Origin of the sequence: Fluviicola sp., from assembly GCF_030151805.1 — a bacterium.
GTDB lineage: Bacteria > Bacteroidota > Bacteroidia > Flavobacteriales_D > Crocinitomicaceae > Fluviicola.
On sequence record NZ_JASLCN010000464.1, the window covers coordinates 1 to 13573 of the forward strand.

General features: G+C 41.4%; 12 protein-coding genes and 2 pseudogenes. 9 read left to right on the plus strand and 5 right to left on the minus strand.

Annotated elements, in window-relative coordinates:
• The 4 genes and pseudogenes from Q1V93_RS17570 to Q1V93_RS17585 form a co-directional block, all read right to left on the minus strand.
• A pseudogene (locus Q1V93_RS17570) lies at window positions 1-334 on the minus strand (hypothetical protein); the annotation flags it as partial.
• A 273-nt stretch (window positions 335-607) separates the two neighbouring features.
• A complete protein-coding gene (locus Q1V93_RS17575) occupies window positions 608-1063 on the minus strand; it encodes an Rrf2 family transcriptional regulator (protein ID WP_300666468.1) in 456 nt (151 codons plus the stop codon).
• A gap of 54 nt (window positions 1064-1117) precedes the next feature.
• A complete protein-coding gene (locus Q1V93_RS17580; RefSeq protein ID WP_300666470.1) occupies window positions 1118-3655 on the minus strand; it encodes a TonB-dependent receptor in 2538 nt (845 codons plus the stop codon).
• 218 nt (window positions 3656-3873) lie between these two features.
• Window positions 3874-4641, minus strand: coding sequence for a M15 family metallopeptidase (locus Q1V93_RS17585; RefSeq protein ID WP_300666471.1), 768 nt, complete (start codon window positions 4639-4641; stop codon window positions 3874-3876).
• A gap of 75 nt (window positions 4642-4716) precedes the next feature.
• Here Q1V93_RS17585 and Q1V93_RS17590 point away from each other — a divergent pair, with 75 nt between their 5' ends.
• From Q1V93_RS17590 to Q1V93_RS17630, 9 genes are all read left to right on the plus strand, one after another.
• Window positions 4717-5916 carry a pyridoxal phosphate-dependent aminotransferase gene (locus Q1V93_RS17590; protein ID WP_300666472.1) on the plus strand — a complete coding sequence of 400 codons (1200 nt, stop codon included), beginning with the start codon at window positions 4717-4719 and terminating at the stop codon, window positions 5914-5916.
• Window positions 5917-7197: a hemolysin family protein gene (locus Q1V93_RS17595; protein ID WP_300666473.1), complete on the plus strand. Its 1281-nt coding sequence runs from the start codon at window positions 5917-5919 to the stop codon at window positions 7195-7197. It begins immediately after the preceding gene.
• A gap of 480 nt (window positions 7198-7677) precedes the next feature.
• Window positions 7678-8205, plus strand: a complete 528-nt coding sequence (locus Q1V93_RS17600) for a hypothetical protein (RefSeq protein WP_300666475.1) — start codon at window positions 7678-7680, stop codon at window positions 8203-8205.
• 1 nt (window position 8206) lies between these two features.
• A complete protein-coding gene (locus Q1V93_RS17605; RefSeq protein ID WP_300666476.1) occupies window positions 8207-8746 on the plus strand; it encodes a hypothetical protein in 540 nt (179 codons plus the stop codon).
• 110 nt (window positions 8747-8856) lie between these two features.
• On the plus strand, window positions 8857-9840 hold the full coding sequence (locus Q1V93_RS17610) for a hypothetical protein (protein WP_300666477.1): 984 nt from the start codon (window positions 8857-8859) through the stop codon (window positions 9838-9840).
• A gap of 89 nt (window positions 9841-9929) precedes the next feature.
• Entirely contained in the window at window positions 9930-10610 is a 681-nt protein-coding gene (locus Q1V93_RS17615; protein WP_300666478.1) for a response regulator transcription factor, read from the plus strand.
• A 67-nt stretch (window positions 10611-10677) separates the two neighbouring features.
• Window positions 10678-11898, plus strand: coding sequence for a hypothetical protein (locus Q1V93_RS17620; protein WP_300666479.1), 1221 nt, complete (start codon window positions 10678-10680; stop codon window positions 11896-11898).
• A complete protein-coding gene (locus Q1V93_RS17625) occupies window positions 11898-12488 on the plus strand; it encodes an RNA polymerase sigma factor (RefSeq protein WP_300666480.1) in 591 nt (196 codons plus the stop codon). Before Q1V93_RS17620 ends, Q1V93_RS17625 begins: the two co-directional genes overlap by 1 nt.
• Before the next feature lies 1 nt (window position 12489).
• Window positions 12490-13290: a hypothetical protein gene (locus Q1V93_RS17630; RefSeq protein WP_300666482.1), complete on the plus strand. Its 801-nt coding sequence runs from the start codon at window positions 12490-12492 to the stop codon at window positions 13288-13290.
• 60 nt (window positions 13291-13350) lie between these two features.
• Here the strand turns inward: Q1V93_RS17630 and Q1V93_RS17635 are convergent.
• Window positions 13351-13573: pseudogene (locus tag Q1V93_RS17635) on the minus strand (hypothetical protein); the annotation flags it as partial.

Sequence of the window (13573 nt, forward strand, 5' to 3'; positions counted from 1 at the left end):
GTTCCACACTTTTGGTAATGTTTTGCGGACTCAAATCATGGTAAAGACCACTTCCGTAAGCTCCTGAATATTCCCGGATTCCAACCTTCGTTGATAAAATCAACTCTGATTGATTGATGACTCCGGATTCGATCAACTTTCCGAATTGATGCTCCAGTTCGTTTCCTCCTACACCTGAACTCAGATCATAGGTATCGATTCCCAATTCGCGTGTAAACAAAACAACCTCCTCCAGTTTTTTGGTGTCATTCAGATCTTCTTCTGTCCAGCGCCAGAATCCGTAAACTGCTGCTGAAACCCTCGGACCGTATTCGTTGATATATACTTTTTTCATTCGTTCTTTTTTTAATGCCAATAAAAAACCCTTCTCTACCAAAAAGCGGAGAAGGGTTATAACTCGTTGTTAACTTATATAATTATACCTCCGCCGTCCGTCGCTTGACAGACATACAGCATATCTGCATGTTGTGCATGAAGTTTCTCTGAATCATTCTCATTTTCATTTGGTGTTGCAAAGTAAAGTCCTCTTCTCAAAAGGAGCAAGGAAATATCGAATTATTTTCCATTTATCCTATCGAATAAGTAGGAATTAAAAATCAAAAAATCACTATTTGCGCTTGTTTTCATGTTTTCGAAACAATTTCTTTTCTCTTAAAATTAAATCTGCCAGGCTGGTTTTAGATAAAATATGAATGCTTGCTTCACGCACTTCGAGCATCACATCATGCAGTGCACACAGCTCTTCGTGTGGGCATTCGACGCATTCTTCGTAGAAATTCAAGCTCACACAAGGCAGCAAGGCAATTGGTCCTCCGGTAAGACGAATAATAGTGCTCAATACAATTTCATCCGGATGTTTCACCAGGAAATAACCTCCGCTTGCTCCCATTTTACTGCCAACCAATCCACCGTTTCTCAACTGCAAAAGAATTGCTTCCAGGAATTTCCGGGGAATTTTTTCCTGTTCCGCGATTACAGCAATGGACAGATGCTTCTTTTCGCGGTAAACCTTCGCCAGGCATTTCAAAGCCTGAATAGCATATTTCGATCTTTTTGGAATCATGTCATAAATATACTACTAATTTAATAGGAATTAAATTATCCAACCGGTTGATTCTTAAAATGAATACTTTAAGGTTACACCAAAAGTCATCGGATCACCCAACACAGCGGCAAACTGACCGGCATTTCCGGCAGCAACCAATAATTGCTCGTAATAATTCTTATTCAGGATATTTCTTCCCCAGAAATAAACCGAAACGCCGTCAGCTGCTCTGAAACCAATGCGGCCATTCAGTAAGGAATAACCTGAAATATTCAGGTAAGCCGATTCGGAAGCACTGGATGAAAACGAAGAGCGTGCATAAGTCTCCAAAGCCAGGAAGAATCGTCCCGACCAGCCCACCAATTTTCCGTTAAGTCCCACTTCTGCCCCGGCTGATAAAGTCCATTTGGAAATTCCCGGTAATCTGGATCCGGAAACATCTTTATAAGCCGACGGACCTCCTGTTTCTTCCAAAGGAACGGGTGCATTGGTGAATTTCACGTATTTTCCTTCCGTGTAAGCTCCGTTCGCGTAAACCGATACATACCGATTGATTCTCAAACTTGCATCTATTTCGACTCCGAAAACCTGAACCCGTTCTGCATTCGCTAAATAACCGCGGTTTACTCCTACTTCTGCCGTTTGAACCTGCGTTTGGTAATCTTTAATATCCGTATTGAATGCCGTGATATTGAAAATGAAATTGCGCTTGAAGGACGTTTTGATTCCAAGTTCGTAATGCTGCACATGTTCCGGACGAATCACCGCCAATTCGGTCATTACACGCCCGGATTCCGTCGGAAGTCCGCCCAGGTTCAAACCAACGGGTTTGTAATTCGTAGAATAAGTCGCATACACATTCATTTGTTTAAGCGGTTTATAAGACAAAGTAATCTGCCCGGAAACATTGGAATTATCCGTTCGGGATGAAAATTCCTGGTCGCTGTAAACCAGTTTCTTCAAGGCAATCAATTGCGGATCGCTGGTTTCCAGTCCACCATACGTTTTTCTACTGAAATCGACCTTCTTTTCGTCATAATTCACTCTTAAACCACCCAAAACGTGCAGTTTTTTAAGAATTTCCCAATCCAGCTGTCCGAATACTGCACCGCTGAAAGTGGTCAATGCTGAAATTGTCCGGATTCCATATCCTTCAAACAAACCAGGAGTTTGCCACAAAGAACTGGTAGAACTTTGGGAAAATCGCCATTGCGCCGCTCCTGATTCTTCGGTATGGTACGGCCAGGTTTTCAATGCTTGTCCGATGGCAAAAACGCCGATCACGCCGGATAGTTTTTTTCCGATATTTCCGGCATACCGTATTTCCTGCGACCATTGCTGGTGTTTGGAAGGAGCCTGCGATAAAGTCAGAACGGGAAGTCCGGTAAAATCCCTGTCGTTGGAAGGGTTCCAATTCCAGAATCTCCAGGCAGTTGTCGAAGTCAGTTTTCCCTTCCCTAGCCGAAAATCAACATTCAATGAAACTCCTCCGAGATCCTGGTCCGATTTCCAACTCGTATTGTGGTCAATCTTGCGGTCGAAGGCATTTTCACTCGGAAGCGAATAGTTCAAATCCGCAATAATCTGATCGAATTGCCTGTAATTCGCCCGTTTGGTTTTTACAACTCCGGCTACTATCTGCGCATAGCCATCCGGTCTTTGTCGGGTAAAATCTCCCGCCAATGTGACATCGATCTTGCTGGTCGGCTTATACAATAACTGAACCCGTGTTCCAATGTTATTCAGGTCGTTCGTGTATTTTCCGGTAGAAACATTGTAGATCGTTCCGTCCCGCTGAGTCCCGGAAAAAGAAACCCGGGCAGCCAGCTTTTTAGTCAATGGCCCGGTAACGGATGCTTTTGCCTGGATGTAACCGTAATTTCCGTAACTGAGTTCGAAGTTCGCCCCGCGTGTGAATTCCGGCTTTTTGGTTGTCACATTAAACGAACCGGCCGTGGTGTTTTTCCCGAATAATGTTCCCTGCGGACCTCTGAGCACTTCAATCTGATCGACATCAATAAAATCGAGTGTTGTGGCCGCCGGACGGGCATAATAGACTCCGTCGACATAAAACCCGACTCCGGGATCAATTCCATCATTTGTCAATCCGAAAGTGGAACCCAAGCCGCGAATGTTCAGCGTTGTATTTCTTGGATTGGATGAATACAACTGGACGGAAGGAACCAATTCCTTCACCCGGTTTACATTAAACGATCCCGATTCGGCAATTGCTGCTCCGGATACAACCGCAATCGGAATGGGTAAATCCTGGGCAATTTCATTTCTTCGCCGGGCAGAAACCACTACTTCTGACAAGGATTCATCTTTCAATGTGATTTTCAAAGGTGTTTGCGGATAAGCGCTTAACTCTTCTTCCGAAGCTTGAAATCCGACTGCGTGGAACTTCAATCTGACAGGTAATTTTTCGGAAGTTTCAATCGAAAAGCCACCAAGCGAATCGACCGGATAAGTTTTTCCGGAGTTTAGAAACGTAACCCGTGCATTGTAAACGACCTGCCCGCTTTCATCGGAAATACTTCCGCGAATCGTTGTTTGTGCCTGAATTTGTATGCTGATTCCCAGCAGGAAAAAGAGTATTGTTGTTTTCATTTATTTGTTTGAAGGGGCAAATTAAATGAGTCTTTTTGGGAGCAACAAGGAAAAAGAGAATTATTTTCTATATATTCTATCGAACAAATAGAATATAACCATTTAAAACACTAAAAATCAATACATTAAATAAAATTCAGGAGTAAAAAAAATGAATTCATTGCCTGTCAACATCAATAACCGTGTACCAATTCAAGCGATTAGATCAGATCTTATCTTCATTCAATTTCGTTTTGTACCACCTCGTATTTCGATTTAGCAATCGGGCGCGGATAAGCATTGAAATGCCACCACTCTGTCGGAATATTCGAAAACCCCTGACTTTTCAAGGTTCTTCTCAGCATTTTCCGGTTGTCAATTTGTTGTTGTGTAATTTCTCCCGTTGCCAAAAACTCCGATTCCAACGACGGATAAGCAATTTTCCGGATGTCGTCATATCCTGCTCCCATATCCAAAGGTTTCCGTTTCGCATCACAAATCGTTAAGTCTACAGCCGCTCCGTAATTGTGAACACTTCCGTTTCGCGGATTACTGACAAATTTTCCGCGTTCCAATACAGGAATCGAATCCAAGGCATTCCACATTTCCCATTGAACACTTAAAGGCCTTAATCCATCATAAACCAATAAATGCAGGTCTTTGTTTCTTCCGGTGAGGTATTCCTGAGATTTTGCGAGTCTGCGTGCCACATCAATCTGTACGTACACTTTCTTTGTTGTATGGTACAGCACGCGGTGCATGAAATTATCTTTGGTCGCATATTTCAATTCCCACCAGATATTTTTATTGAACGCATCCACCGAAACCAGTGTGTCTTTTCCATGAATAACCCAATCCATTTTTTCAGGCCTGGCCTTCTCCTCCTTCTCAACAACCGTTTTCACCTCCAACTCTCCGACCAATGGAACTTTTTCTTCAGCAGATGTGTTTTCCTGGCAGGAATTCAATAAAAACGCGGCTAATAAGAGACTTAACAAATACTTCATCTTGTAAAAATTGTCAATTTTACGCATATCTCAACATTTCCTGTACTTTTGTTATCCCCAAATTAAATAAAAGAAATGCCAAAAATTGCTCAAAAAGCCATTGATATGCCGGCCTCGCCAATCCGTAAATTGGTCCCTTATGCCGAAAAAGCTAAGAAAGCCGGAAAAACAGTTTATCACTTAAACATCGGTCAACCAGACATTGAAACACCTCAAGTTGCATTAGATGCAATCCGAAATTTTGATCACAAAGTAATTGAATACAGCCATTCTGCAGGTTTTGAATCTTACAGAACAAAACTGGCTGAAACATACCGCAAAGGCGGGCTTCCTGTAAATACAGAAGATATTATCATCACAACCGGAGGTTCCGAAGCATTGATTTTTGGTTTCATGACCACTTGTAATCCGGGTGATGAAGTGATTATTCCTGAGCCATTTTACGCAAACTACAACGGGTTTGCCGTAACTGCAGGTTTAACGGTTGTGCCGGTAACTGCAAGCATCGAAACAGGATTTGCTTTGCCTCCTGTTTCTGAAATCGAAGCGAAAATCACTGCTAAAACAAAAGCAATCGTTATTTGTAACCCGGGAAATCCAACCGGATATTTATACAGCAAAGAAGAATTGGAGCAATTGCGCGACATCGTTAAGAAGCACGACCTGTTCTTATTTGCAGATGAAGTTTACCGCGAGTTCTGCTACGACGGAGCTCAACCGTTTTCAGTATTGAACCTGGAAGGAATCGAAAACAACGTAATCATGATTGATTCTGTTTCGAAGCGTTATTCCATGTGCGGAGCGCGTATCGGAGCCCTGGTTTCCAAAAACCAGGAAGTGATGGCTGCTGCATTAAAATTCGGTCAGGCACGACTTTCTCCTCCGACAGTTGATCAGGTTGCTTCAGAAGCAGCATTGAATACTCCGCAATCTTATTTCGACAACGTAGTCTCCGAATATGTTGAGCGCAGAAATATTATGGTCGACGGGTTGAACAGCATTCCGGGTGTTTTTTGCCCGAAACCAAGTGGTGCGTTCTACTGTGTGGCTAAATTCCCTGTAGACAATGCTGAAAAATTCTGTCAATGGCTTTTGGAAGAATTCGAATACGAAGGTCAAACCGTGATGATGGCACCGGCAAACGGTTTTTACTCTACACCGGGCGCAGGAATGCAGGAAGCGCGTATCGCTTATGTGTTAAATCAGGATTCTTTGAAAAAAGCAGTTGTTTGTTTGGAAAAAGCGTTGGAAATTTATCCCGGAACAATCAGATAAATGGAACTACTCATAATCCTCTTTTTAATAATCCTGAATGGAGTTTTCTCCATGGCTGAAATCGCTACGGTTTCTGCCCGAAAATCCAAACTGGACTTAGCCGCGAAAAGAGGTGACAAAAGCGCGAAGTTGGTGATTGAGACACTCAATTCACCCAATAAATTCCTTTCAACGGTTCAGATCGGGATTACCTTAATCGGAATCCTGACGGGTATTTTTTCAGGAGAAAAAATGACCGAAGACATCAAAGGATTTTATCATGGTTTTACATCATTGAAGCCTTACGCGCATTTTCTTGCAGTAACTACCGTCGTTGTAATCATCACTTTTTTTTCTTTGGTTTTAGGAGAATTGGTTCCGAAACGAATCGGTTTGACAAACCCGGAAGGAATTGCCAAAACTATGGCACGGCCGATGCTGATTATTTCGAAAATCACTGCTCCGTTCGTTTGGTTATTGACCGTTACTTCGGATATACTTCTAAAAATCCTGCGCATCAAACAATCATCCGAAGGAAAAGTAACGGAAGAAGAAATTAAAGCCATTATCCAGGAAGGTACGGAAGGCGGTGAAGTTCAGGAAATCGAGCAGGACATCGTGGAACGTGTCTTTCATTTGGGAGACCGGAATATCAGTTCCTTGATGACACACCGGAATGATGTGATCTTCATCGACATCACCGATTCAAAAGATGAAGTCCGCGAACAAGTTGAAAAAGAAATGCACTCTGTGTACCCGATTTTTGACGAAGAACGTGAACACGTCTTGGGAGTGGTACTTTTGAAAGATTTGTTCCGCACGATCAACAACAAGGATTTCAATTTAAAAGACCTGATGCTGAAGCCTCAGTTTTTGATGGAAAATATCTCTGCTTACGAAGCTTTGGTTCATTTCAAGGAAAGCAGAACGCACTACGGAATCATTACCGATGAATTCGGCCAGGTACAGGGAATTGTGACCCTGAATGACTTACTTCAGGCACTTGTAGGCGATTTCAACGATTTCTACGCAGAAGAATTTGAATTCATTCAGCGCGAAGACGGATCGTGGTTAATCGACGGGCAATACCCGATTGCAGAATTCTTCCGTCAATTCGGTTTGGAAGACAATTCATCTGAACTGAATTTCACCACTATCGGCGGTTTGGTTTTGAATGAATCCAGAAGTGTTCCGATCACCGGGCAAAAAATTCACTGGTTGAATTTTGAGATCGAAGTGGTTGATATGGACGGTGCACGGATTGACAAACTGATGATCCGCGAGATTCCGATCGAAGATTAAAAAATAATCCAACTATTCCCTGTTACTTTTTTACCAAGCGGCATTTTCTGGTTGTGTAAAGGGAAAATATACACAAAACAATGTTGTAGGAATACAACTGGCTCCCGGCGGCAACCGGGAGTTTTTTTGTTTCAATCCTGTACGGGAATTCTGGTGGTCATTTACCGGGAATAAATCAGTATAAAGTGCGTATCTTCAAAAGCTTTGCGCACTTTGCGTTTTAGCAATACTATTGATTAGCAAACGCCAGGAAGCAAAGAGTGCAGCGAGATGGATTTCTTTAAAACAAAAAAACGCACCAATCCCTTACTGTGACTGGGCTAATAGATACATGTCTATGCGTATTTTTTACAACTAAAAAAAGCCGAAGCTTCCTGATTTTTGTTTCTCCCGGATGAATGGAAAATTTAATTACCCTCTGTCTACTTTTTTTTGAACCAATTCGGGACGAAGGTGTATTCTCTTTCAAAACAACCAATAATGAAACACTTTTTTACGCTCGTATGCGCCCTTTCAGGTTTTGCATCCATTGCTCAAACACCTTTGATTTCACACAAAAGCCATTCCGGAAATGCTGCTTCCTTCCTAATCGCGGCAAACAGCAATTTTGGGCGGATAAATATTGATCTGGAACAGAAATTAACTCAGAATCCGGTCACTCAGCAAAATTTCATACCACTGAATGATACCATCATGCTTCATGAAATCAGCGATTTGAATCAAAACGTCATCCAGGTGGATACCTTGCCCAACAAGAACCGCTATTCGACTATGATTTTTCAAATGAAGTATCAGGATTCAATCCAAAAAACAACGATTCAGCAAGAAACAATTCAGCCTGAACAACAAGAAACACCTATTCAGCCGGTACAAACCGAATTGAATCAAACTCCCGTAAAAAAGAAAAAGAAATCCTATTTGTTATTTCTATTCGGAATCACCGGCGGCGGAATGTTGCTGATGAAACTGTTCGGAAGATCTCAAAATATCAATCAATCCATTGCGTAATATGAAAAACTCACTTCTATTTTTGATACTGACTCTGAGTTCATTTTTACAGGCTCAGACAGCAATTATTGCTCATAAAAGTCATTCAGGAATCGCTTCAACTTTCGTAATTGATCCTTCCGGGAATTTCGGTAACCCTCCTCCGAGGTTGAAACAAGTAGTACGGCTCAACGATACCGTTAGTATTGAAATTTACGATGATTTCGGCTATTATTATTACGATACTGTTTATCGGAATCCACAATATTCCAATTACAATCTGAACCTTGATTCAATAAACAGACAAACAAGGTATTTTAAAGTAGACTATATCAACTTTAAAAACTCTCCTGATTCAATCAAACAAAATCTTCCCGGACGAGCACTTCAATCAATCGAAAACCAGGAGTCCTCACCTCAAAACATCCAGATTGAGCCGGTCAAGGAAAATCCTCCGAAGAAAAAGAAAAAATCATACTTGCTTTTCCTATTCGGGATCACGGGCGGTGGCATGTTGCTTTTCTGGGGTTTAAACAGGTTATTCACCCCTCAGACTGTTTGATGAACGAACGACTGAAAATAAGTTTCATAGGAATTGCTCTTTGGTGGATGCTTTTGCTTCCGTTCGACTACAATTTATTCAATTGGTTTTTCCATTCCTTTCAACAACCCGTGTTTGCTATCCTAAAATCAGCGGACGATACGCTTCTATTTGAGACGGACACCTATGGAACTTATCTTTTGGTCAGCTTAAGTCTTATTTTGGGCTTACTCTCCGGATTTGCAATCCGATGGATTTGCTCCAAAACAAAACTCCATCCAACTTCCCTGCTCAAAACCGTTCTTGCTGCTATTCTGTTTCTTTTCCTGTTCAAATATGGTTGGGATAAAATCGTCAAAACGCAATTCTATTTGCCAGAACCCAATACGCTTTATACACCGTTCGGAAAACTTTCAAAGGATATTGCTTACTGGTCTTTAACCGGAAGTTCGTATGCTTATACGGTTACTTTAGGCTGTATCGAAGTATTGACAGCTCTTTTACTCCTTTTCAAACGAACTCAATTTCTGGCTTCATTGCTTTCCGCAGTCGTTTTTGCACAAGTTGTTTTGATTAATTTCTCTTTCGATATTTCAGTCAAGGTTCTTTCCTGTTCCCTCTTGTTGTTCAGCCTGATTTACACCGCCTGTTTCCCTGAAAACTGGAAAGGAATCTTTGGATTCAAAAACAATCTTTCATTCACTAAAAACTCCCGAAACCACCAAATCATCAAAGGGATCTTTGTTTTACTTGTCATTCTTGAATGCACATTGCCCAGCTTCAGACTCGGAAATTTTAATGACGATCAATTTCCGCGTCCGGAGCACCACGGGGCTTATGAAGTAATTCATTCACCTGAAATCAAACGCGTTTTTATTCACCGGGACGGATATGTGATTCTTCAAAATTGGAAAGATGAATTGCGCGATTTCAATCTGGACATTCGTAATCCGGATCGTTACGTTACACCGGAATTCCCACTTACCTGTATCTGGAACGACGCAAGAAACGAATTAATCATTCAATCCGACACTTTCCCTATCCGGAGAATTCCCTATCGGGAACTTCCGCTTCTACAGGAAAGTTTTCACACATTTTCAGACGAATTTCATTGATTCTGTCACATCTGAAAGTTTTATGAGATGAAACAAACAAGCAGTTCATTTTTTACTTACTTTTGTCTTGTTTAAAATTAATCTAAATAATGAAGCTCATTTTAGCCGACAGTAATGAAATTATACGCATTGGTTTGCGTACGCTGTTGTCTACGGAGCGAAACATCCAGATTGTAGGTGAAGCGCGTAATAATGAAGAACTTATCGCGCTCAACAAAGCATTCGATGCAAACATTATTTTAGTCGATTACACCGCCAGAGGTTTTTCGATTGACGTCATTCCTCAAATTCTTCAAAAGAAACCCGATTTAAATGTCGTAGCAATTACCCCGGAGCAATCTGCTCAAACCCTGGTCAATGCCTTGCGTTCAGGCGTGAAAAGCTATATCAAAAAAGATTGCGACAGCCAGGAAATCATTGATTCGATCCGCGAAACCTGGAGAGGAAATAAATTCTTTTGCGGTCAGATCTTGGAAACGATCCGTGATGCTGCAATTGATGTTAACGACATTGATTTCGACTCGTTCAGCTGTGAACCCATTACGCTGAGTGAGCGTGAAACGGAGATCATCACCATGATTGCCGAAGGGTTGACCAATGTGATGATTGCAGATGCTTTGTGTTTGAGTAATCACACCATCAACACGCACCGCAAAAACATCATGGCAAAACTAGGAGTTAAAAACACTGCCGGAATTGTTATTTACGCTGTAAAGACAAACTTAGTATCGCCGAATAAATTCCTGTTCGCGGCAGATTCTAATTCGTAAATCATTTTTTTCTTTCGTTTTTTGAACCTAATTTTAATCTGAATGTACTACAGATAAAAATTGCTTTATGCGTTATTTCATACTTCTTGTTTCATTTTGTTTCTGTGCCTTGTTTAGCAAAGCTCAGTCGCAGGAGAATACATACAAGAACAACAATACCAATAACACGGGAATGCCTGGTACTGTGAAAGCAGATACCACCAAAGCTACTCCTCAGCTGGAAGAGATCATGATTTCCGAGGAGAAAAAAACACGAACCTATAAAAAGGAAAAATCTCTGAGTCCAGGTCTTATCAGCACTTCAGAAGGAAAAGTTGAAGGATTAAAAGATTCCAATTCCAGCTCGCAATTGCAAAGCGCCAAATACCAGTTCGAAACAAATTATTCCAATTCCAGGCATCAGCTTTACAGACGAAGTCCGAGTGATCTGGAAATTTCCAAAATGAAACAAAGTGCACAGCTTTATACCGATATCCTTCCGGGAAGTTTCGAAAAGCATTTTTACACTTACCTGGTAAGTAAATACAATCCGAAGCAATTTCCGGAGCTAAAACAGGCTGCACAATTAAATCCCAACAAAACGGAAGTTCAGCAGGAATTGGCAGTATACGGTTTTGCCACAAATAATCAACAGCTTGCGGACAGTGTGACACTTCAAATGATCAGTCAGAATAAAATTACGAATGGCGTTCTGAATTATGCAAGCGATTTGGTTAACTCTGTTCCGAGTAACGGAACGCTCTTGCTTCACGGGTATACGGAATTGATTCCCGCGAACTTCGAAAGAAACAATTTGAATCGTTCCGACATTGAATTAATTTCCGTTGATTTGATGCAAAGTCCCGATTACCAGCAAAATTTAAGTTCAAAAGGATTTGTGATGCCAAATTCGACCTATATCGATACGGCTTTCGTTCAGGAATTCTGCTCTTTGAATGCGTCTAAAAACATTTACCTGTCGATGTCTTTTCCGAAGGAATATTTCCAGGGAATCAGCAAGTCATTGCATCCTGTAGGGTTGACTTTCGGTTACAAACTGAATCAGTTTGATTACAACGCCTGGAATGCCAACCTGATCGAATCCGTTTGGCAGAAAAACAAGCTTGGAATTTCACAGGACGCACAATCCGACGCACTTTCGGCAAACTATTTGCCGGCTTTGATCAGTATTGAAAGATTGTACCAGGAATACAACAAAAGTGAAGAAGCAAAAGAAATGAGTGCTTTGATCATGAGTGTTGCAACAAGAGCACGTAAAACCGGGCAACTTTCTAAAATTAATCGTTGATGCGGGTAATCAGGAAAGAATATGATCAGATGACCGATGAACAATTGGTCATTGCTATGGCGGGAGGAGACCAAAGGGCTTTCGACAAGCTTTACGGGCGCTATGCTTCTGCCCTGCTTTCATATTTTACGCGCATGCTTTGGAGAGACCGTGAAAAATCAGAAGATTTCGTCCATGATTTCTTTACCAAACTGATTCATCGCCCGGAATTGTTTGATACAACCCGCTCTTTCAAAACGTGGATGTATTCGGTGGCCAACAACATGTGCAAAAACGAATATAAAAAGCAGGAAATACGCAAAAATACCAGTAACGGACTTGATAACAACTATTCGATCAGCGACACGAGCAAGAATACGGAAAATCAGGTCCATCATACCATGTTTAAGGACGCCTACAATTACCAGGTGACACAATTGGAAGACAAACACCGGGAAGTTTTTGAAATGCGTCATTTTGACGGATTGTCTATCAAAGAGATTGCAGAAGCATTGGAAATTAGCGAGGGAACGATTAAATCCCGCCTTTTCTATGCGACCAAGTACTTGGCACAAGGATTAAAAGAATACCAACCGGAACATACAAAGTGATATGAATACGTTCGACGAAATTATACAGACAAAGGCTTACAGCGATTTAACTCCGGCAGAACTGGAAGTTATCCGGGAGCTTGTTTCTTCTGAACAGGAGTACAATGAAATGAAAGGATTTTATACCGAAATCAATCAGCTTTCGGTTTCCAGCCGCGAGGAAGTTTCACCTGCCGTAAAATCCAGTTTGAATGCTGTTTTTCAGTCCAAACACCCCGGGATTCATCAGAATTGGAGCGCCCCCGTAAGTGAGCCGCAGGAAGTGAAAGTCATTCCGCTTTACAACCGGAATTGGTTCCGCGTGGCTGCGTTACTGGTTGTTTCAGCAGGTGTCGCAACCATTTGGATTTCTGCTCCTGAAAGCAAGCAACTGATGGAAAAAGATTCTATCGGAAGTACGCAAATGGCTCAAACAGCAGCTCCTGCCAAAGAAGAAAGTACTGCTAAAGTGGAAACAAAGAAAAAATTCCCCATCGAAGAAAGTGATTCCAGAAAATATACTGCTTCGTCTACCATTGTTTCTCCGGAAAATCAGAATTTCAAATCTCCTGCAAATGAAGATGAAACCCGGAGCGATCGTGAGACAACCAGTTTAGATTATGAATTAAGAGCAAGTAATTCTGTTGTCTCCTTTTCCAATCCGCCAAAAGCAGACCAAATGAAGGAAGAAATAACTACCGATTCCTTTGCTAAGGCAGGCATGGATGCGGATTTAAATCCTTGGAGTAACATGAAAAAAAGTGCGGAAAGCGGTGAAATTTCAACCAATGATTTGTTGAGTTTAATTGAACCTAGTTTTTAAGCATTGAAGAGTGAAAATGGAAAAGTGAATTCCCTGCTTTTCCATTTTAAAAATGCTCCATTAAACTTGTTGATTTTGCAGTTCCAATAAGGCTGTTGTTAGTTCTGCCAAACGGTTTGTTTTTCCTTTTTGACGGATATTTAGCGCCGTGATTGTGTAGAACTGATGTGTTTCACCCAGGAATTTAATTTGCATCTGAAGCCACTTTTCTTCGGACAATTCTTTTCCGAAAGCAATCATTTCCTGTTGCAATTTGGCTGCTACCACATAATAATCTGCTCTT

Bases quoted from the DNA above. Each gene is read 5' to 3' on its own strand.
- Q1V93_RS17575 (WP_300666468.1), bottom strand. From the start codon at position 1,063: ATGATTCCAAAAAGATCGAAATATGCTATTCAGGCTTTGAAATGCCTG.
- Q1V93_RS17580 (WP_300666470.1), bottom strand. From the start codon at position 3,655: ATGAAAACAACAATACTCTTTTTCCTGCTGGGAATCAGCATACAAATT.
- Q1V93_RS17585 (WP_300666471.1), bottom strand. From the start codon at position 4,641: ATGAAGTATTTGTTAAGTCTCTTATTAGCCGCGTTTTTATTGAATTCC.
- Q1V93_RS17590 (WP_300666472.1), top strand. From the start codon at position 4,717: ATGCCAAAAATTGCTCAAAAAGCCATTGATATGCCGGCCTCGCCAATC.
- Q1V93_RS17595 (WP_300666473.1), top strand. From the start codon at position 5,917: ATGGAACTACTCATAATCCTCTTTTTAATAATCCTGAATGGAGTTTTC.
- Q1V93_RS17600 (WP_300666475.1), top strand. From the start codon at position 7,678: ATGAAACACTTTTTTACGCTCGTATGCGCCCTTTCAGGTTTTGCATCC.
- Q1V93_RS17605 (WP_300666476.1), top strand. From the start codon at position 8,207: ATGAAAAACTCACTTCTATTTTTGATACTGACTCTGAGTTCATTTTTA.
- Q1V93_RS17615 (WP_300666478.1), top strand. From the start codon at position 9,930: ATGAAGCTCATTTTAGCCGACAGTAATGAAATTATACGCATTGGTTTG.
- Q1V93_RS17620 (WP_300666479.1), top strand. From the start codon at position 10,678: ATGCGTTATTTCATACTTCTTGTTTCATTTTGTTTCTGTGCCTTGTTT.
- Q1V93_RS17625 (WP_300666480.1), top strand. From the start codon at position 11,898: ATGCGGGTAATCAGGAAAGAATATGATCAGATGACCGATGAACAATTG.
- Q1V93_RS17630 (WP_300666482.1), top strand. From the start codon at position 12,490: ATGAATACGTTCGACGAAATTATACAGACAAAGGCTTACAGCGATTTA.